This window comes from Citrobacter sp. C5_2 (assembly GCF_014596845.2).
Lineage (GTDB): Bacteria > Pseudomonadota > Gammaproteobacteria > Enterobacterales > Enterobacteriaceae > Citrobacter > Citrobacter werkmanii.
Window position 1 is genome coordinate 1,220,272 of record NZ_CP115032.1, and the last position, 20,022, is coordinate 1,240,293.

General features: G+C 45.5%; 25 protein-coding genes and 1 pseudogene. 19 read left to right on the top strand and 7 right to left on the bottom strand.

Translation table 11 applies throughout. The features are described from left to right. Positions 1-61: 61 nt before the first annotated feature. Both ICA20_RS05945 and ICA20_RS05950 read right to left on the bottom strand, forming a co-directional pair. Complete coding sequence (locus ICA20_RS05945) at positions 62-628, bottom strand: Slp family lipoprotein (protein ID WP_038632823.1); 567 nt, start codon at positions 626-628, stop codon at positions 62-64. 348 nt (positions 629-976) lie between these two features. Then, positions 977-1,333, bottom strand: coding sequence for a hypothetical protein (locus ICA20_RS05950; RefSeq protein ID WP_038632820.1), 357 nt, complete (start codon positions 1,331-1,333; stop codon positions 977-979). 438 nt (positions 1,334-1,771) lie between these two features. On the opposite strand from ICA20_RS05950, the gene ICA20_RS05955 reads away from it, so the two are divergent. From ICA20_RS05955 to ICA20_RS05965, 3 genes and pseudogenes are all read left to right on the top strand, one after another. Continuing rightward, positions 1,772-1,999, top strand: a complete 228-nt coding sequence (locus tag ICA20_RS05955) for a DUF1272 domain-containing protein (protein WP_071888005.1) — start codon at positions 1,772-1,774, stop codon at positions 1,997-1,999. A 245-nt stretch (positions 2,000-2,244) separates the two neighbouring features. Next, positions 2,245-3,108 (top strand): arginase family protein, encoded by an 864-nt coding sequence (locus ICA20_RS05960; protein WP_038632816.1) that lies wholly within the window; start codon positions 2,245-2,247, stop codon positions 3,106-3,108. Between the two features lie 88 nt (positions 3,109-3,196). Continuing rightward, positions 3,197-3,788: pseudogene (locus tag ICA20_RS05965) on the top strand (TetR/AcrR family transcriptional regulator). A 110-nt stretch (positions 3,789-3,898) separates the two neighbouring features. Here ICA20_RS05965 and ICA20_RS05970 read toward each other — a convergent pair. Further along, positions 3,899-4,351 (bottom strand): NUDIX domain-containing protein, encoded by a 453-nt coding sequence (locus tag ICA20_RS05970; RefSeq protein WP_038632808.1) that lies wholly within the window; start codon positions 4,349-4,351, stop codon positions 3,899-3,901. Between the two features lie 52 nt (positions 4,352-4,403). Here ICA20_RS05970 and ICA20_RS05975 point away from each other — a divergent pair. Continuing rightward, a protein-coding gene (locus tag ICA20_RS05975) for an IS3 family transposase (RefSeq protein ID WP_096755719.1) occupies positions 4,404-5,551 on the top strand; the annotation gives its coding sequence in 2 pieces (ribosomal slippage) (positions 4,404-4,641 and positions 4,641-5,551; 1,149 coding nt in all). A 185-nt stretch (positions 5,552-5,736) separates the two neighbouring features. Here ICA20_RS05975 and ICA20_RS05980 read toward each other — a convergent pair. Continuing rightward, positions 5,737-6,285, bottom strand: a complete 549-nt coding sequence (locus ICA20_RS05980; protein ID WP_038632799.1) for an AAA family ATPase — start codon at positions 6,283-6,285, stop codon at positions 5,737-5,739. A gap of 407 nt (positions 6,286-6,692) precedes the next feature. Between ICA20_RS05980 and ICA20_RS05985 the strand changes: the two genes are divergently transcribed. Beyond that, complete coding sequence (locus ICA20_RS05985) at positions 6,693-7,487, top strand: nucleotidyltransferase domain-containing protein (RefSeq protein WP_038632796.1); 795 nt, start codon at positions 6,693-6,695, stop codon at positions 7,485-7,487. Between the two features lie 530 nt (positions 7,488-8,017). On the opposite strand, the gene ICA20_RS05990 is transcribed toward ICA20_RS05985, so the two are convergent. From ICA20_RS05990 to ICA20_RS06000, 3 genes are read right to left on the bottom strand one after another with little or no spacing between them, the layout of a single operon-like run. Beyond that, positions 8,018-9,079 (bottom strand): hypothetical protein, encoded by a 1,062-nt coding sequence (locus tag ICA20_RS05990; RefSeq protein WP_051594477.1) that lies wholly within the window; start codon positions 9,077-9,079, stop codon positions 8,018-8,020. A 5-nt stretch (positions 9,080-9,084) separates the two neighbouring features. Then, positions 9,085-10,101, bottom strand: coding sequence for a site-specific integrase (locus ICA20_RS05995; protein WP_000155495.1), 1,017 nt, complete (start codon positions 10,099-10,101; stop codon positions 9,085-9,087). A gap of 1 nt (position 10,102) precedes the next feature. Then, entirely contained in the window at positions 10,103-10,735 is a 633-nt protein-coding gene (locus tag ICA20_RS06000) for a phage repressor protein CI (RefSeq protein WP_000582125.1), read from the bottom strand. A gap of 119 nt (positions 10,736-10,854) precedes the next feature. Here ICA20_RS06000 and ICA20_RS06005 point away from each other — a divergent pair, with 119 nt between their 5' ends. From ICA20_RS06005 to ICA20_RS06070, 14 genes are all read left to right on the top strand, one after another. Beyond that, positions 10,855-11,097: a Rha family transcriptional regulator gene (locus tag ICA20_RS06005; protein ID WP_000102105.1), complete on the top strand. Its 243-nt coding sequence runs from the start codon at positions 10,855-10,857 to the stop codon at positions 11,095-11,097. A gap of 32 nt (positions 11,098-11,129) precedes the next feature. Beyond that, complete coding sequence (locus ICA20_RS06010; protein WP_000460856.1) at positions 11,130-11,639, top strand: phage regulatory CII family protein; 510 nt, start codon at positions 11,130-11,132, stop codon at positions 11,637-11,639. Positions 11,640-11,646: 7 nt separating this feature from the next. Then, complete coding sequence (locus ICA20_RS06015; protein WP_000956192.1) at positions 11,647-11,943, top strand: phage filamentation protein Fil family protein; 297 nt, start codon at positions 11,647-11,649, stop codon at positions 11,941-11,943. A gap of 117 nt (positions 11,944-12,060) precedes the next feature. Then, positions 12,061-12,402 carry a DUF5347 domain-containing protein gene (locus tag ICA20_RS06020; RefSeq protein WP_000996720.1) on the top strand — a complete coding sequence of 114 codons (342 nt, stop codon included), beginning with the start codon at positions 12,061-12,063 and terminating at the stop codon, positions 12,400-12,402. 67 nt (positions 12,403-12,469) lie between these two features. Beyond that, positions 12,470-12,703 (top strand): DUF2732 family protein, encoded by a 234-nt coding sequence (locus ICA20_RS06025; RefSeq protein ID WP_001244233.1) that lies wholly within the window; start codon positions 12,470-12,472, stop codon positions 12,701-12,703. Continuing rightward, on the top strand, positions 12,703-12,930 hold the full coding sequence (locus ICA20_RS06030; protein ID WP_000752619.1) for a TraR/DksA family transcriptional regulator: 228 nt from the start codon (positions 12,703-12,705) through the stop codon (positions 12,928-12,930). Before ICA20_RS06025 ends, ICA20_RS06030 begins: the two co-directional genes overlap by 1 nt. Further along, positions 12,927-13,781, top strand: a complete 855-nt coding sequence (locus ICA20_RS06035; protein ID WP_038632775.1) for a DNA adenine methylase — start codon at positions 12,927-12,929, stop codon at positions 13,779-13,781. The genes ICA20_RS06030 and ICA20_RS06035 overlap by 4 nt, the downstream gene beginning before the upstream one ends. 5 nt (positions 13,782-13,786) lie before the next feature. Further along, positions 13,787-14,608, top strand: coding sequence for a hypothetical protein (locus ICA20_RS06040; RefSeq protein WP_001420002.1), 822 nt, complete (start codon positions 13,787-13,789; stop codon positions 14,606-14,608). Continuing rightward, positions 14,608-16,959: a replication endonuclease gene (locus ICA20_RS06045; RefSeq protein ID WP_038642826.1), complete on the top strand. Its 2,352-nt coding sequence runs from the start codon at positions 14,608-14,610 to the stop codon at positions 16,957-16,959. Before ICA20_RS06040 ends, ICA20_RS06045 begins: the two co-directional genes overlap by 1 nt. 158 nt (positions 16,960-17,117) lie before the next feature. Further along, entirely contained in the window at positions 17,118-17,306 is a 189-nt protein-coding gene (locus ICA20_RS06050) for a hypothetical protein (RefSeq protein WP_001154444.1), read from the top strand. An 11-nt stretch (positions 17,307-17,317) separates the two neighbouring features. Beyond that, positions 17,318-17,551, top strand: coding sequence for a DinI family protein (locus tag ICA20_RS06055; protein ID WP_001397660.1), 234 nt, complete (start codon positions 17,318-17,320; stop codon positions 17,549-17,551). Positions 17,552-17,770: 219 nt separating this feature from the next. Then, positions 17,771-17,971, top strand: a complete 201-nt coding sequence (locus ICA20_RS06060) for a hypothetical protein (RefSeq protein ID WP_001292590.1) — start codon at positions 17,771-17,773, stop codon at positions 17,969-17,971. A 3-nt stretch (positions 17,972-17,974) separates the two neighbouring features. Next, positions 17,975-18,757, top strand: coding sequence for a hypothetical protein (locus tag ICA20_RS06065; RefSeq protein WP_038642823.1), 783 nt, complete (start codon positions 17,975-17,977; stop codon positions 18,755-18,757). A gap of 212 nt (positions 18,758-18,969) precedes the next feature. Then, on the top strand, positions 18,970-20,004 hold the full coding sequence (locus ICA20_RS06070; protein ID WP_001513676.1) for a DUF4062 domain-containing protein: 1,035 nt from the start codon (positions 18,970-18,972) through the stop codon (positions 20,002-20,004). Positions 20,005-20,022 lie beyond the last annotated feature (18 nt).

The window sequence follows — 20,022 nt, forward strand, 5'->3', positions numbered from 1 at the left end:
TAGAAAGCGTGTTGGCAAACACTCGGCTCCGGAGTCTATTCGCGTCATCGTACTTCAGAGATTATTTCACTAGCTCTGGAGTAACCTCGGTTACGGTATTTGCGGAGTAGGGCATTCCCCACATCGGTCCTGGCCAGAATGCGCCATAACCGTAATCCCACATATTATAAGTCGTGTTGACGGACTCAGTTAAATGCCAAACCTGAATACCTTGTAAATCAACTTTAACAAAATTGTACGGGATTTTGTTGATGAATCCTTGTTCACCCCCTTGAATTGTCCCTAAAATAGTCACGAAGTGGTTTCTGTAGTTTACCGGGTCGAGAAAACCTTTCTGTTGGGCAATAATACGTCCCTGATAGCTGGCGTCTATTTGTGGTTTAGCGTCGTTGTTCAGCGGCAGAACGGCGATTTCCAGTAACGTATCCGTTTTGCTGTTAATTACATTGATGACTTTACCCCCAAATCGGGCCTGCTGGCCTGTATATAACCCCGGTTGGTTATGCACGGAGATAAAGTTTTTTTGTATATCTGGTTGATTATTACCTTTGATATTTTCAGGAATTGAAGCACATGATGCCAGAGTGAAAGCAAGGGCAATAATCAGCAACCCTTTTGTTTTTTTCATTTTACTTTCCTGCTAAAAAAAGACAGGTCTATAGTAAACCTTTACTCATTATTGTCAGCAGGCGCGAGGCTGATTATCTAAAATTAATATAATTGTAGCTTATGGTAATAACAGACAGTATTTTAGCGGGGCGCTGGATGAGTGTATGACAGTCTACAACCGTGATGGTGATGGCGCCACAAGGTTATCACCCGGTGACGATCATGGCATCATGTTGGGTCCGTTTGAACTCTGTCATCATCACATTCTGCGGATTTAAGTCAGGAACGTGTCAACGCTGTGCAGGATGGATCATGCTAATAGTAAAAAGCCGCTTTCGCGGCTTTTTACTATTGAATGGCTGGAGGATTATTCGCTGATTTTTTTCTCAACGGAGGCTGCACCTTCTTTGGTCTTATTCCAGCCTTTCTCTGCACCTTCTTTTGTTGCATTCCAGCCTTTTTCTGTACCTTCTTTGGTATCATTCCAGGCTTTTTGTGAACCTTCACTCACCTTGCTGCTCAGGTCATCTTGCTTACCTTCAGCAGCATGTTTTGCTTTTAATTTTTGCTCTTCGCCCTGATTCTGCGCCTGATGCAGTTTTTCTTTTGCAGTATTCGCGTTTTCGTGCGCGGCGGCTACATCATTATCGGTTGCGTGTGTTGTTGCGGCAATAACAGGAGAAGCCAGCAGAATGGCAGATAATGCGATAATTGTCTTTTTCATAATATCCTCGCTTAGCGTTATAAGTTATTAGCGTAATGAAGCATGGCATACAAACGAAGCGCTGACTTTAGGAAAAAACTGTAAGTGCTGATAACGTTATTTATCCATTTAGTGCAGCTGTGAGCAATTAATACGGTTATTTTTGTGGCGGGTCTTGTTTTTTGCGCGAAAGGGAAGGTGTAAAAAGCGTTGTGATAATGTTGATATGAAAAGTGTTATCTGTTTGATTTTTATGTGATTGATGGGGCGTTATAGGCTGGTCGTTCGTTTCCGGAGGTGAGCGTTTCTATCAAATAATTCACTCTCTTGATTTTTCCGGCCTGTAGACCATGCTTATTTAATACGGGCATAAACAATAACGTCGTTTATCGCAAAAGTGATACCGATAGAGGGCTTTTGGTATGTCCAATGATGTGCCTTTAACAATAAGAGAGCACCATGCTTGAACTCCGTCCTAATTGCGAATGCTGTGATAAAGATCTGCCACCTGATTCAAAAGGTGCCTACATCTGTTCATTCGAATGCACATTTTGCGTAGATTGCGTGACCCAACGACTTAATGGCCAGTGCCCGAACTGCGGTGGGGAGCTGGTGCGACGTCCAATACGCCCCGAAGCATCCCTTCTGCGGCACCCAGCATCCACTCAGCGTTACTATAAACAGTAGAGATGTAAACTATGTTCGCTCGTTGCTTGTCACGGCCCATGATTCTGTTGGTCGTCAGCTTAGTGCCAGAAGCGGACTTTGGTTGAAATAAGACTGCAAAGATTCTTTCCCTTTTTTAATTTACTAAACGTGCTGCCCTGCTTGCGAAGGATCAACGACTGATCAAAAATGAATGAACGTTCATTCATTTTGCGGGTAATTACTTCACGCAAATCATTTCGTTTATAAATAGGCACAGGCAAATTATGACCAGTAAAACGCTCAGGCTTTTATTCCCTCAATGGCAAGGTGGCAATAATCCAGCCTATCATCTTGGCTCGCTGCTTCTCTCGTATCTTTCCCCCGAATCAGATGGCCCTTTTGAGTCTGTTTCGGTTGATGAGCCCACAACGGAGCCACAGGCCGAAGTGGACGGCATCACAGCCAAACCTCAAATTATCAGTCAGCTTACCGATGCAGGCGCTCTGATTAAGAAATATGATCCTGATTCAATTGTCGTTTTTGGTGGCGATTGCCTGGTGTCACTGGCTCCTTTTGCCCATCTGCTCAATAAATACGGTGATAACCTGGGGGTGCTCTGGATTGACTCTCATCCTGATGTGCAGACTTCCAAACAATATCCAAACGCCCATGCCCATGTTCTTGGCGCGCTAATTGGGACAGGTGATAAAGATTTAGTTGCTCATGTATCCACCAGACTCAACCCTTCAAAAATAATGATTGCAGGTATCCACGATCCACTGCCTTATGAAGCTGAGTATCTGGCTAGTCATCGCATTGAGACAATAGGTCCTGAAAAGGTTAAAAACGACGCGAAAGATGTCGCGGAATGGGTAGAGAGAGAAAATATTGAACATCTGGCAATACACATTGATCTGGACGTTCTCGATCCGTCACTTTTCCGTTCGGTTCTTTTCGCCAGGCCTGGCAGAGGAGAACATGACTTTGGTGATGTCGCCGAAGGTAAACTATCTATTGCAGATGTTCTAAATCTGGTAGATCAGGCAACCTCAAAAGCGGAACCTGTCGGCCTTACACTTGCTGAACATTTACCCTGGGATATGCTGAATCTGAAGAACATGCTCAATGCATTGCCGCTTATGAAGTAATGTCTGATTCTGGGGTCAGAGTTCAATACTGGCTCCAGGATAAAAAGCGCGCTAAAGTCTGGGCCCTGGATTAAACATAATAGTCAACATGTTAAAGAAAACCGAAACCTACCATAAGCTGATTACCGCTGCCGCTGCCTGTTTTGCAGAAAAAGGCTTTAGTGCGACAAGCGTGCGTGAAATTTCTAACCGGGCAGGGATCAGCCAGGGAGCGATGTACACGTATTTCAGAAGCAAGGATGACCTCATCAAGGCAATCGTTCTTGAAGAGCAGAATTCAGCGTTGACCGCTCACAATGCTCCGTCTAACGGTACTTATTTCGAGCGCCTTTGCGCGCAGGTTACATCGTGCATAAGCGATGTAGGTTACCCAGTTACGCATCAGCTGTGGGTTGAAATCATGGCGGAGTCTGCGCGGAACCCTGAATTGCAGAAAACGTATATATCCAGTGATACCATCATGCGGCAAAGTATTGCGGGAATTATCGTAGACGGAATTGCAGCGGGAGAGTTTCGTCGGGACATTAGCCTTGAGGAAGTCACGATTATTCTTTTTGCCTTTATTGACGGTTTAATCGCGCGCAAGGCTATAAACGCATCCTTCTCTTTCAGCCGCGACCTGCCTATGTTTTTTGAGTTGATGGCAAAATTATTGAAATAATACTAACAGCGTTAGTTAACGCGCTTGCCAGGGAATCGCAAATGTCCGCTTCTCGCTCACAGCGGACCTTCAGCTCAGGTAACTTGTCCACTTCGTGCCAGAAGTGGACATCTAAGCCGTTTCAGAGAGTTAAGTGCAGGGGGAACCTTCGAGTATGTTAATTATCAAATCGAGTGGGAAGATGATTTCATTAGTTTGTCTGAGCTCTTCTAAGCTCCACCAGTAGTGCTCGCGAATGACTTCTTTTTCGTTGTTACTCCAACCTGAGCGGTCAATATCTGATTTATCTGCAGTAATAATAAAGAAACGTTCTTCAGCAAGAACGTTCTCACCACCTGGCAACATCATAGGAAAGGTTCTGGAGGCTATTTGTGGTCCCGCCGTTTTTCTTGTCAGACCCGTTTCTTCAAATAATTCACGTAACGCCGCCTGCTCAAAAGATTCGTTGTGCTCAACTCCTCCCCCTGGCGTTGCCCAGTAAGTTTTTCCATCCAGAGCATCATCTTTATGGCAGAACCTAAAGAGCAGAACGAGATTTTCAGGTGAAAGGACTATCAATCGAGAGGATGGATGAATCGCCACGGGTTTAACAGACACCTCAGAGTCATTTAAGATGGCTTAAAGAGAGGTGCCCATGAGCGGTAAGCGTTATCCCGAAGAGTTTAAAATTGAAGCAGTCAAACAGGTTGTTGATCGCGGTTATTCTGTTGCCAGCGTTGCAACACGTCTCGATATCACCACCCACAGCCTTTACGCCTGGATAAAGAAGTACGGTCCAGATTCTTCCACTAATAAAGAAGAGTCAGATGCTCAGGCCGAGATCCGCCGTCTCCAGAAAGAGCTGAAGCGGGTTACCGACGAACGGGACATATTAAAAAAAGCCGCGGCGTACTTCGCAAAGCTGTCCGACTGAGGTACGCCTTTATCCGTGACAACACCTGTTGCTGGCCTGTTCGCCTGCTCTGTCGGGTGCTGGATGTTCATCCCAGTGGTTTTTACGCCTGGCTTCAGCAGCCGCATTCACAACGCCATCAGGCAGACCTGAGGCTGACAGGGCAGATTAAACAGTTCTGGCTGGAATCGGGATGCGTCTATGGTTATCGCAAAATCCATTTGGATCTGCGGGACAGCGGGCAACAGTGCGGAGTGAACAGAGTCTGGCGACTGATGAAACGTGTCGGGATAAAGGCTCAGGTCGGATACCGGAGCCCGCGGGCACGTAAAGGCGAGGCCAGTATCGTGTCGCCCAACAGGCTCCAGCGACAGTTCAATCCGGATGCTCCGGATGAGAGTTGGGTAACGGACATAACCTACATCAGGACCCACGAAGGCTGGCTGTATCTTGCCGTGGTTGTTGATCTGTTCTCACGCAAAATTATCGGCTGGTCCATACAATCCCGGATGACAAAGGACATTGTCCTGAACGCACTGCTGATGGCTGTATGGCGGCGTAATCCCCAAAAACAGGTGCTGGTTCATTCGGATCAGGGCAGTCAGTACACAAGCCATGAGTGGCAGTCGTTCCTGAAATCACACGGCCTGGAGGGCAGCATGAGCCGTCGCGGTAACTGCCATGATAATGCGGTTGCAGAAAGCTTTTTCCAGTTGTTGAAACGTGAACGGATAAAGAAAAAAATCTACGGAACGCGGGAAGAAGCCCGCAGCGATATTTTTGATTACATCGAAATGTTTTATAACAGTAAGCGTCGGCATGGTTCTAGCGAACAGATGTCACCGACAGAATATGAAAACCAGTATTATCAACGGCTCGGAAGTGTCTAGATTATCCGTGGCGATTCAGGACGAGTACGCATTTATTCCCTCTTAAATAAAATTTAAACCCTCATTGCGGATTTTCATACAAACATAAATTGCAGTCTGCAAGGGCGCGCATAGAGAATGTATTTTCATGCCACGATGGCCGATTCAGGCAGGGGGATTCGCCATTACGCGTAGTTGCTGTTTTATCAGCATACTATCCTGGAAAGGATAAAATCCACACGCTCCTCAACGGAAACGCATGGCAATTCAATCAACTGATAGTCATACATACGGTATGTTTGCACCATTGCGTGATAGGTCGCGACGGCGACATCGAAAGATTGCTTGCGCTCGGTATCCTGTACATATATGTCACGCCAGGGTGGTGCTATAAATACTGTTCGGTTATAGCGAAATCTCTCGATGGCGTTTTCCAAATGCTTCGGTATGGTAAGCTCTGAAAGGCGTAAATAACCTACAACATCAGGAACACCGCGGTCGAAGAAGCAGGGTCTTGTTTGCCCTTCTGCTTCGTGCCATGAACGCATTTCCCAGGATAGCATGAGCTCTGCGAACGCAGTTTGATTGGCCCATGGCAATGCATCACCGCCGATGTTAACCTGGTCTTGTATAACACCTCGTCCAGCTTCTTTAGAACACCAAAAACCTCTTTTTTTAATGGTATCAATTATCGTGCTTTTGCCTGACCCTGGTCCACCGGTAAGAATGATACGATGTTGAAAAGATGAAGACATTGAACCCTCCTGAACATTTATAGACGCGATGAAGTAGCAATTCTTATGGCGTATTTTCCCGTGTCGGCAGATTACTTGTTGATGGTTTGACTAACTACATTTTATCCTGGCTTGCATATCCGCTACTCGTTCTGACAGGACGTTCTAAAACTGTGCTAGCAATACGACTGAAAGGTGGGCAGGATTTCACCATTCGATGGAATCTGAGGACGTTGCCAATGCAGACGATCAAACGTTCCCCCAGCTAAACGCTGCACTTCGCTCTCTGGTCTTCTCCACCAATAGTGGTCATACGGCTAAGTGAGCGTCTTCAAAGGACATGGCTGTTCCTGCAAAAAATATCTGGCCTGAATATAAACTACTCGATATTCTGAAATGCTTTGTATTTTTTGTGAACAGGAAAAAGTATGCTTAGTACGTTACCCGATTTACACAGAAGTTTTGCAGAGCAACTCAAGCTTAAATTTCAGTCGGATTTGCGAATCCATTCCCTTCTTGCTGGTGGCTCGATTGTTCATGGCGGGTTTGATAAATACTCCGACCTCGATTTTGTCGTTGTCGTAGATCCCCTCTACTACAACGAAATCATGGCGCAGCGTAGGGAACTTGCCGGGACATTAGGCCATCTGCTGCATGCTTTCACCGGGGAACATGTCGGAGAGCCTCGTCTGCTTATATGCCTGTATGGCCCTGAACTCCTTCATGTCGATCTGAAATTCATCACCCTGGATATGCTCACTCAACGTGTTGAGGAGCCAGCGGTGTTATTTACCCGTGATAACACTGCTCTGGAGCGACAACTGGCAAAGTTTAGCGCTCACTGGCCAAACATGACGCCGGAGTGGTTTGAGTCCCGCGCCTGGATCTGGCTTCATTATGCGGTGGTTAAACTGGGAAGGGGCGAACTTTTTGAAGCGATGGGTATGTTGGCATTCTTCCGCGAGCAGGTGCTGGGACCTATGCTGTACCGTCGTGCAAATTTACCGCAACGTGGCGTTCGCCGCATTGAATTCCTCAGCATTGATCCTGATGGCCTGCTGACTTCTACGCTGTCCACGCACGATTGTGACTCCGTCAGCATGGCCATCAAAATGGCCGCTGATGCTTATATCAATCTGCGAGCTGATGCTTTGCCTGACAATATTGCAGACGATGCGGCTCGTTGGGCAGTTCTTGCCATGCTGAAAGAGTACTCTGACTAAGTCCCTTCTTATCGCTAACATCTGGGATGCCGCCAGCAATGCAGCCGAAAAACTTCTGCTCTGTATTAGTGCCTTGAGTTTGTAATCTAAGACGTTTTTCGCAAGTAAAGGTCAGTATATCGTTCAAAACTGACCATGGTTTCTTTTTCTCTGGGCTTAGCTTTAAGGAGCTCTTTGTTAGTGAGGGGGCGTGTGATACGCGCTATGTCTGGATTCTTTCCATAGTTGGTACACGTTTAATGGACCACAGTATAGATAGCGTATACTTATACGTGTACCAATTTTCTCTGGATTTAGCCGGATGTCCTCGGACAATAACAGACACAAAAAAGCCCGCAGGGCTTGCGCCGTGCGGGCTCTTAGGACTTCAGCGGATAACTCTGATAATCACCAATGGAGAAATTTGGGCTGGCGGGAGTTGAACCCGCGTCCGAAATTCCTACATACCATTTTTACTATAGCAAAAACAGTAGTTTGCATTTAAAAACAGTGCGTTATTGTTATGTAGTGTTTGTCCATTTTACTAATTTTTAATGCGCTGCCGCCAAAGTGCCGCCAACTTCGTTAGGAACTAGAGTTAGTGCTTCAGAAACGTAATCAGCCCATTCCTGCGAAGAAAATGCTTGTAAAGAATTGGCGTGTTTTCTGAATTTAAACCTCAACTTACCAACATATAAGTAATTATAAATGTTGTCGTAATGTGGTATATCTTCATTATATATCAAACGAATTAGTTTTCTTGATAGAAGATATGATATTTCTAAAATATCGGCGAATACTTGTTCTTCAAGTGTAAATGTTTTTAATTGATACCCATCATATTTTATCAAACAGTATACATGAGATATGGGGGATGTACATATCAGGTCTAATAACGAGGCTGTATTATATGACAAAGTGTTAAGTCGAATCATGTAACTTAATGGATTATATTCATCTATAGAGTGTTGAACCGACAGAGTATTATTAATTGTGTTTAAGTACTCCTTTAATTGCACTAAAAAATCAGGGTTTGCGGTGAAGTTAGATGTGGTCTCTATAGTTGATTTGTTGTATATTTTTGTATATAAAAGATATGGGTTGGAAATTTTAATTTCATCTGCTGTAAACAAAGTGATATTTGGTTCGCCATTGAATTTAATGAGGTTTCCATCTGAGTCTCTCGCGCTTTGAAGATTGTAGGCGAATATTTCCTTTGTTTTCTCAATAAAGTTTTTCTCATGTGCTAAATATCTATCGACTGCATTTTTCGTTTCAGCGGTGTTGATCTGAGCTTCGGTTTGTATAGTGCGATGTATATTGTTGACGATCGAAGCCAAAGGAACTGCACTAGCTAGCAATAGTAGAGGGAATTTGCTTATTTCGTAAAATCTTGAATAGCCATGTGCGGAGAGTACTGGTTCTTTTCCCCACCATGTGAAAAAACCAAAATAGATAAAGGAAAATAAAGGTGTTAAAACTGAAATCCAAAATAATTTCTGACGAAATAAATTTCTTTTATCAAGCATGTACCATTTTTTTACTATTGTAATAAATACTAATAAAACGATTGCTGCAATATAAATCACTGTATAACAAGTATCACTTAACATGATTTTCACTCAATATAATTTAAAGGATTCTTAGTTACTGCATCTTCTAAGTGTTCTGGTGAAAAATGAGAATAGATCATCGTCATTTTTATATCGGCATGGCCCAGAATATCGCGCAGCACCAGTATGTTTCCGCCATTCATCATAAAATGGCTGGCGAATGTATGACGTAGCACGTGAGTGCATTGGCCCTCTGGCAGCTCGATGCCAGCTCGCTTTACTGCTCGTTCAAAGGCTTTTCTGCACGGGGTGAATAGCTTCCCTCTGTTCTTGGGGAGTTCGTCATACAGATCTTGAGATATCGGCACGGTGCGGTTTTTCTTACCCTTCGTCTTGGTATAAGTGATGCGGTATTTAGATAACTGATGGCCCTGCAGGTTTTCGGCTTCACTCCAGCGTGCGCCGGTGGCCAGGCATATTTTTGCAATCAAAAGCAGACTGGGGTTTTGAGAATCAGCGCAGGCATCTAGCAGACGTTTAATTTCTTCCGAGGTCAGGAACGCCAGTTCCCCCTCAGCGATTTTAAATGTTGGCAGCCCGGCGAGAGGATTTGGTGCTGACCAGTGGCCTAGTTTTTTCAATGTGCCGAAAACCGATGATAGGTTACGTTGCTCAAGATTCACCGTGCGTGGTTTTACTGGCGACATTAGTGTGCCGTCTTCGTTACGAACGTCACCTTTTAACCGTGCTTCGCGGTATTTCGTAAAGTCACCGGCTGTCAGTTCTGAGGCGATGGGGTCGCCTAGACCATTACAGATAATTCTAAGTTTCGCCATGAGGCGCTTGGGGTCTGCGAGTGTCTGACCATACAGGGAATACCAAAGCTCAATTAATTCTGATAGGCGTCGCCGATCATCCTTTTCACCCAACCACGGTTTTTTATTCACTTCTTCCATTGTGAAGCTTTCAAAAGCAATGGCTTCGCCTTTCGTAGCAAATTGCTTACGCACGCGCTTACCATTGCGTCCATTGGGATAGCACTCACACAACCATTTTCCGTTCGGCTGTTTTCTGATGGTCATATCAAAGGCTCTTAATGATTTTCAGTGCGCGGCCTACTACCTCAATGTCATCTAGGCCACACTCAAACGATGAATCATCCTGATGTACTACTAATTTGTTTCCCGGGAGTCGAGTCAATTTAACAATGCTTTTTATCCCGTCGATATCGACTAACCACATACCATTTACTGGTGGTGTTTGGTTGCGATCTATTAAATAAGAATCACCAGAAGTAGTCACCAGCAGTAGGTTGCTTGAGTCTGAGGGGAGTATGCTGCTATCAATGATTGCTTTTCCAGCATCGATCAATAAACCACCGTTGAGAGTCGCCTTGTCAATTTCAGGAGATACTAGTTCAGAAAGAGGTATAACCTTGCTGGAGTTCACGGAATTGATATTTTTTTGGGGTTCAATGTTTGAACCTGGCTCCCCCTGTCCGGTGGTTAGCCACAGTAAAGAAACTCCTGTTTCCAAGGCGCACTGAATCACCCACTCTGCAGGAAAACTATCTCTTAAGTATCTGTTTGCCATGGTGCTTTTTGATGCGCCTAAGTGATCGCAAAGTTGCTGTCTGGACTTGAAATCATAGGCTGCCATTAGTCTATGGATAGCCTCTCTTCCCCCTGTATTCTCTCCAACCTTTACATGTATCATTTTTTAATCCTGTTGACGTATCAAATATTGGATCGTAGTATCTCGATGTATCAAATATTGAATCAAGTAAAACGAGATAAAACGACGTAAACCAAACCTTAATCGGGAGATACTGCACTATGAGCACTGATATTTCAATTCGTGTACCAAAAGAGATGGCTACGCCTGCAGAGTTCGCGGAATGGGAAGGTATCTCCCGCGGCTCCGTGTATCAAAAAATTCACCATGGTCAGCTTGCTAAATACATGGTCAAGAAAGAAAAAAACAAAGGCCGCGTAAGCCTGCGTTATTTAATGTACAAAACCGATCAGGTCCGTGAATCCCTCGGTCATTCCAACTTCCGCGTCATTGTTGGTAAGTAAGTTCAATTATGAGAACTTTCTAAGGGGGTAGCATGTTTGATTATAAGATTTCCAAACACCCGCATTTTGATGAAGCCTGTAGAGCTTTTGCACTTCGTCACAATATGGCGAAGCTGGCAGAACGTGCAGGAATGAATGTCCAGACTCTGCGAAACAAACTCAACCCAGATCAACCGCATCAGCTCAATGCGCCAGAAATCTGGCTGCTTACCGATCTGACTGAAGATTCAACGCTGATAGATGGTTTTCTGGCACAGATTCACTGCCTGCCATGTGTACCGATTAATGAGGTAGCAAAAGAGAAACTGCCGCATTACGTCATGAGTGCAACCGCAGAGATCGGGCGTGTTGCTGCAGGTGCGGTATCTGGCGATGTAAAAACCAGTGCCGGTCGTCGTGATGCCATCAGCAGCATTAATTCTGTAACACGACTGATGGCGCTGGCGGCTGTTTCATTGCAGGCCCGTTTACAGGCTAACCCTGCGATGGCGAGTGCAGTTGATACTGTGACTGGCCTCGGTGCTTCATTCGGTTTGCTGTGAGGTGCTTATGCTGACGAAAGAACCATCATTTGCGTCGCTGCTGGTAAAACAAAGTCCGGCAATGCACTACGGTCACGGCTGGATCACGGGTGAGGATGGAAAACGCTGGCATCCATGTCATTCACAAGATGAATTGCTGTCTGAATTGACCACGAGGAAACGGAGAAAGTCCAAATGTATGCGGCAGAAAGTGAAGTGGTTTATCAGTTTCGTTACAGAGGGGAGAGTTATTCAGTACCTGAAGATGATTTGCTCTGTTGCTATCCGTCATTGTCGGGCGATGGCAGTTACTTTTTCACGTTAAAGGATGGGACGTTTTTACGGGGAGAGCAGGTTAAAGAGACGATACGAAAAAATGTATCTCCTCTTGAGCGTTACCGTAAGAACAAAGAACGATAGCTGCGTTTGGGGGATATGAAGTATGGCAATTAATGGCGCTGCAGCAACTGTTCCATTAAGCCCCGGTGAACGCCTGAATGGACTTAATCACATTGCGGAGTTAAGGGCGAAAGTTTTTGGCATGAATATTGAGTCAGAGCTTGAGCGGTTTATTAAAGATATGCGTGATCCACGGGATATTAATAGCGAACAAAATAAACGGGCACTGGCTGCCATATTCTTTATGGCAAAAATTCCAGCTGAACGTCATAGCATCAGCATTAATGAGCTGACCACTGACGAAAAGCGGGAGTTGATTAAAGCAATGAATCATTTTCGTGCAGTGGTGAGCTTATTTCCCAGACGGCTAACCATGCCGAATTAACCAACTAATGAAATTCATGGCGTAAACCCGCCGGGCATCCCTTTATCTAAATTCAGGAGAATTGACAATGCGTAATATTGAAACCCGCGCCACTAAAACCGGACCGGATGATGCAGGGCTTAATCTTTTACTGACAGAGGCTCGTCTGGAAGAACGCCGGGCAAGGGCTGAAGCAATGGCTGCCCGCCTTGATAGTCTTGCGTGTCATATCACATCCCGCCAGCTAAACCACGTCGAAGCGGCAGAACTGCTGCGTGTGACCGCTGAAGCAATCCAGAACGAAGCGCAGGAGATCCACTAATGGCTGATGCAATGGATCTCGTACAGCAGCGCGTTGAAGAAGAACGCCAGCGCCATATCCGTGCTGCCCGTGCCAAAACGCCGGGCGTGTCCCGCGTGCTTTGCGTTGAGTGTGAAGCGCCAATTCCGCCAGCACGCCGCCGTGCCATTCCGGGTGTGCAGCTTTGCATTACCTGTCAGGAAATCGCAGAGCTGAAAGGCAAACATTACAACGGAGGTGCTGTATGAGCACCATCCTGAAATGGGCGGGAAATAAAACCGCCATAATGTCCGAACTGAAAAAGCATCTTCCTGCTGGCCCGCGACTGGTTGAACCTTTCGCGGGTTCCTGTGCAGTGATGATGGAGACGGATTACCCCAGCTATCTTGTTGCGGATATTAATCCTGATTTAATCAACCTCTATAAAAAGGTTGCTGCTGATTGTGAGGCGTTTATATCTCGTGCCAGAGCTTTATTTGAGGAAGCAAACAGGGAGGTGGCTTATTACAACATAAGGCAGGAGTTTAATTACTCCACTGAAATTACTGATTTCATGAAAGCGGTATATTTCCTGTATCTCAATCGTCACGGTTACCGTGGTTTATGTCGCTATAACAAGAGCGGGCATTTCAACATTCCCTACGGTAATTATAAAAATCCGTATTTCCCTGAAAAAGAAATTCGCGCATTTGCAGAAAAAGCCCAGCGGGCAACGTTTATCTGCGCCAGCTTTGATGAAACGCTGGCGATGTTGAAGGCGGGGGATGTGGTGTATTGCGATCCGCCGTATGACGGTACGTTTTCCGGCTATCACACTGATGGTTTCACTGAAGATGACCAGTATCACCTGGCATCCGTTCTTGAACATCGAGCATCTGAAGGACATCCGGTCATTGTTTCTAACAGTGACACGTCTTTGACTCGGTCTCTTTATCGTAATTTCACTCACCACTACATCAGGGCGAAACGCAGCATCGGCGTTGCAGCGGGGGAGGGAAAATTTGCAACAGAGATGATTGTCACTAAATCTGCTAATTGGTTTAGTGCCGATTTTAGTAGGGGACGTGACTCTACTGTTATTTTCGGGGTGCAAGTGTGAAAGAAATGCACCACGGAATTCATCATTTCCATGGGACGCCTGTCTGGGGAAGTGCTGGCGACGTTCATCGTATTGCGGTGAGCGGAGCTGGCGCTTTCGTCTCCTATGTACGACCAGATCAGATTGCGGCGTCCATTCAGCACGCTCAGGTCGTCGGCATTGATAACGGCGCATTTTCTGCATGGGTGCGTGGGCTAAAAATTAACTGGAGTGATTTTTATAAATGGCTCCTGAACTATTACCACCATCCTAAGGTCGCTTTTTTTGTCATTCCTGATGTTGTGGACGGCGGTGAACGTGACAATGATGCCCTGATAAACGAAGTTCCGAAAATGTTCTACGGGAAGGCAACTCCCGTCTGGCATCTGCACGAGTCAATCGATCGGCTTATCGAGCTATGTCGTGAATGGCCTCGTGTCTGCTTTGGATCGTCTGGTGAATATGCGGCTATCAGAACTGCGCACTGGCATCGTCGTATGCAGGACGCTTTTGAAGCAATTTATTGCCGACACAATTTCAAAACAGCTGTTCATGGTTTGCGCATGCTTGACGGTCGTGTGTTGGGAAATTACCCACTGGCGACTGCCGACAGTACAAATCTTGCCTGCAATGTCCCCAAATTTAATAGCAAATATCCTGAGCTTACGCGGGCTATTCAGGAGGCTGAGTATTCGCGCAATCTGACGGAAAAGGAGCTGAAAGCTGTCATTCTGAAAAACCGTTGCGCAATTTTAAAAGGTGCAATTGAAGCTGTTCGCCCACCTTCAGTTTCTGATTGGCTGTCGAATGGTTTGCAGCCTTCACAGCTCGAACTGGAGATTGCGTAATGAACTACAGCTATTCCTGGAATGCTGAGAAAAAAGCAATCAATCCTTACGTAGAGACAGAAGAGCAATCTTCAGTTTCTGCGCTTTCAAACCTGATCGCTCTGTACGCTGCCGATAACGAGCAGGAACACCTGCGCCGCGAGGTACTGAGTGATCAGGTCTGGGAGCGTTATTTCTTTAATGAATCCCGTGATCCTGTCCAGCGCGAAATGGAGCAGGATAAGCTCATTAGTCGGGCAAAGCTGGCGCATGAGCAGCAGCGTTTTAATCCAGATATGGTCATTCTGGCGGACGTCAATGCCCAGCCTTCCCATATCAGCAAGCCGCTGATGCAACGTATTGAATACTTCAGCAGCCTGGGCAGGCCAAAGGCTTATTCCCGCTATTTGCGTGAGACGATTAAGCCATGTCTGGAACGGCTTGAGCATGTACGCGACAGTCAGCTATCCGCTTCTTTTCGCTTTATGGCAAGCCATGAAGGGCTGGACGGCCTGCTGATCCTGCCTGAAATGAGTCAGGATCAGGTGAAACGCCTGTCCACCCTTGTTGCTGCGCATATGAGCATGTGTCTTGATGCAGCTTGTGGTGATTTGTATGCCACCGATGACGTTAAGCCAGAAGAAATCCGCAAGACATGGGAAAGGGTGGCGGCGGAAACCCTGCGTCTGGATGTCATCCCTCCTGCGTTTGAGCAACTGCGCCGGAAAAGAAACCGCCGTAAACCCGTGCACTATGAACTCATTCCGGGTTCGCTGGCGCGTATGTTGTGCGCCGACTGGTGGTATCGGAAATTATGGAAGATGCGTTGCGAATGGCGGGAAGAGCAGTTGCGTGCTGTCTGCCTGGTTAGCAAAAAAGCATCTCCTTATGTCAGCTATGAAGCCGTGATGCATAAACGTGAGCAGCGCCGTAAGTCGCTGGAGTTTTTCCGTTCTCATGAACTGGTGAACGAAGACGGCGACACGCTGGACATGGAGGATGTGGTAAACGCCAGCAGCAGCAACCCTGCGCATCGCCGCAATGAGATGATGGCCTGTGTTAAAGGTCTGGAGCTTATCGCGGAAATGCGCGGTGACTGCGCCGTTTTCTACACCATCACCTGTCCGTCACGTTTCCATTCCACGCTAAATAACGGCAGGCCCAACCCAACCTGGACAAATGCGACGGTAAGACAAAGCAGTGATTATCTGGTCGGCATGTTTGCTGCATTTCGTAAGGCGATGCACAAAGCCGGATTGCGGTGGTATGGCGTGCGGGTGGCTGAGCCGCATCATGACGGTACAGTTCACTGGCACCTGTTGTGTTTTATGCGCAAAAAAGACCGCCGCGCCATCACTGCATTACTGCGTAAGTTTGCCATCCGTGAAGACCGCGAGGAGCTGGGCAATAACACTGGGCCGCGCTTTAAGTCTGAGTTGATTAACCCGCGCAAAGGTACGCCAACAAGCTACATCGCGAAATACATCAGTAAGAACATTGACGGGCGTGGTCTGGCTGGCGAGATCAGCAAGGAAACGGGGAAATCCCTTCGTGATAATGCTGAATACGTTAATGCCTGGGCGTCTCTGCATCGTGTTCAGCAATTCCGCTTCTTTGGCATTCCGGGGCGTCAGGCTTACCGTGAACTGCGATTGCTGGCTGGTCAGGCGGCAAGGCAACAGGGGGACAAAAAAGCAGGTGCGCCGATACTGGATAACCCGCGCCTTGATGCCATCCTGGCTGCTGCTGATGCTGGTTGTTTTGCCACCTACATCATGAAGCAGGGCGGCGTACTGGTTCCCCGCAAATATCACTTGATCAGAACCGCTTATGAAATCAATGAAGAGCCGACCGCCTATGGCGATCACGGTATTCGTATTTATGGCATCTGGTCACCCATTGCAGAGGGTAAGATCTGCACTCATGCAGTGAAGTGGAAAATGGTTCGTAAAGCCGTTGACGTTCAGGAGGCGGCAGCCGACCAGGGCGCTTGCGCCCCTTGGACTCGTGGCAATAACTGTCCCCCTGTTGAAAAATTGAACCATACAGGGGGAGATCTGCCCGATATTAAAACCATGAATGAGCAGGAACTGCAGGATTACCTATACAATATGGGCCAGAAGGAACGCCGGGAGCTGACAGCCAGGTTGAGACTGGTAAAACCGAAGCGGAAAAAAGCATACAAACAGAGTATTTCGGAGCAGCAGCGTCTGCAGCTTGAAGCGGAATTGACTGCCAGAGGGTTTGAAGGTAGTGCATCGGAGATTGATTTGCTTCTGCGTGGTGGCAGCATTCCATCCGGGGCCGGTTTACGTATTTTTTACCGTAACCAGCGGCTGCAGGAAGATGACAAATGGCGTCAGTGGTACTAAGACTGCTGTTTAACATTTCGTGCTTTATTGACTGGTGTCAGTGTATCCAATTAACTGACAAAAAACAGTTTTACATTTTTTTGTTCCTATTATACTGTTCATATAAACAGTGGGTATATATACAGTTGTTGTGTATCCGTGTAATGATAGGAGGGAAGATGCAGGACTATCTTTTGGAGTCATTGAAGCTCCAGCGTATTGATTTTTTTATCAAGCTTGTAGCGGCTAGTGAGTGCAGCGATGAAGAAAAGCGGCTGGCTATCCAGTGGGTGTCTGAACTGACTGACGAGTTGATGGCGAAAATTCGCAGCCATGAATACAGCCGGTCAATGGACGTTACCAGTTAAAGGGAATCTGTATGCGCATTGAAATAATGATCGATAAAGAGCTGAAGATTAGCCAGGTCACACTGGAAGCCCTTGAATCCGAGCTTTACCGTAATTTGCGCCCTCTGTATCCCAAAACAGCAATTCGTATCCGTAAGGGCAGCGCCAATGGTGTTGAACTGAGCGGGTTAAAACTGGATGAAGACAAAAAGCGAGTGATGGAAATCATGCAGCAGGTCTGGGAGGACGACAGCTGGTTACATTAGGGAACGTTGCGGACGATAAAACTGGTTTTTACCGTTCGCAAGGTTGAGCAACGAGCCGTGCGAGGCGTTAGTTATGGATAAATTGGTTGCAGGGTGATATGTAAATAGGTTAATACGTAGCACTCTTCGAATAGTTTCGTATTTTTGTTGTCCTATAATTATAAGATGACAGCCTCCATGCACCACAATCCGTGGCGTTTGAGGCATAAGGAGGAAAATATGTCTGAACTTCTGCGCAAAGTTCTCTCTGCACCGGGTAAGATTATGCAGGATGTTATCCGTCAGGATGTGCAACAGTCTGATAATAGTAAAATTATCACAGATGCTAATGGTGCGGCGACCTTAAACATGAACAATAAGCAGGTACGTGAATCAATGCGTGCCAGAATGGAAGAATTGGCTGCAAAACGACAAGGATGAGGAATGGGACCCTTAGTTATCATGGTCGTCCTGGTTTGCGGGTTCTGGTACACCGAAAATCATTACCAGTCCCGCATCAGGCAAGCAAGAAGTAATGGTTGGAATTCCTATTTTTATGTAGCTATGCATGGTTGTAAGTTTGCTATTCAGGGGTTTACTCTGATGGCTGTTACATTCGTTAGCTTGCTAGTTATAAGCTCAGTTATCAATGTTTTTGGCTATTTTTGGCCTAGGTTACATGTGGACTTTTATTCATGGCTCACAGACGTAAAGATAATGTCTTACCCATTGTTCTTTGTGTTGTCTATGCTGCTTGCGGTGTTTATTGCTTATGACCAAGGTAACAATGCGCGAAGAGCAATAGAAAACGAAGAGATTCGTCAATCTGCATATCGCGAGATGGCAGCTCAAGATGGAATTGAGTCACTGTTAGTTCAGGCTATAGATGAAGGTAAGCTCATCTTTGTTACGCTAAAATCCAGAAAAGTTTACATTGGTTACGTAGCTGCTCCTCGGATGGAGCATCAGGAAACTCAGCATCTGGCTCTCATACCATACATTAGTGGTTATCGTGATAAAGATACGCTCAGATACCATGAGCAGCATCGTTACTATGAACTTTACCTTAGCAAAAATATTACAGCAGACTCAACTCCACTGAACTTAAATCATTTTAGGCATGTAATCCCAATGGATCAGGTTGAGAGTATTTCAATATTTGATACTGAAACTTATAAATCTTTCGAAGATTTTTCTACGCCTGACCAGACCAAAGTCACTGCATGACTATGCCGCATGAATATGCATGATCGTTTGAGGATCGTTTTTGCTGAGGCCCGCCAGTTCTGGTGGGCTTTTGCTTATGTCATGCACCTGCATGAAAATCGCTACAAAAAGCGGGCAGGCGTGGCGGGGATACGAGCGCGCGCTCACTGACAGTTTTCAGAAAAGTATATATAATCGCCTGAAAGATCTATACGTGCAGTGGAAATCATCAAATGGATAAAAGATATCAGGTTTTTGTTAGTTCAACTTTTGCTGATCTTGAAGAAGAAAGACAGGAAGTAATGCAAGCACTGCTGGAGCTTGATTGTATGCCAGCAGGAATGGAATTATTTCCAGCAACAAATAGTGATCAGTGGAGTTTAATAAAAAAAATAATTGACGATAGTGATTATTATATTGTTATCTTGGCAGGGCGTTATGGTTCAATTGGTCCTGATGGAATAAGCTATACAGAAATGGAGTATCGTTATGCTTTGGAAACTGGTAAGCCAGTTATAGGTTTTATTCATAAAGATAAAAGTAACCTCCCCGCAAAACGTTGTGAGTCAAACCCTGAAGGCGTAGAAAAACTAAAGGCTTTCGAAGAGCTAGTTAAAACAAAATTATGTCGTTTTTGGGAGTCTCCTGCAGAGTTAGGTAGCCAGGTTAGCAGAAGTTTGATTAGACTAATTAAAGAATGTCCTGCAATTGGGTGGGTTAAAGGAAATTTAGTAACTAATGATGGTGATGCAAAGGAAATATTGAAATTAAAAAGGCGAATTGAGGAGCTTGAAAGTCAACTTGTATCAAGTATGACTGAAGCGCCTGCAGGTGCAGAAAAACTATCTCAAGGAGATGAGCTTTTTGAATTGGATTATGAATTCTGTGTGTCGCCTACAGAATGGAGACATAATGGTGAAGAATATACCGATAAGGTCAAATTAAGCTGGAACGATATTTTTTCATATGTTTCGCCTTTGATGATAGATGAGATAGTGGATGATAAGCTATATAGTGCTTTAAATAACTGTGTGCGAAATGCAGTTCAAGATATCATCTATGAGGATTTTAAAGATATGAATTTATTATCTTTAAAAGTATCTAATTCTGATTTCCAAACAATAAAAGTGCAGTTTAGGGCGCTTGGGTTGATTATTAAAAGTGAAAAGAGTAGAAGTGTTAAAGATAAAGGTACTTATTGGACTTTAACACCGTATGGCGAAAATTTAATGACAACATTGAGAGCGATTAAAAAAACTTTGGTATAGATAACAAAGGCCGTTCAT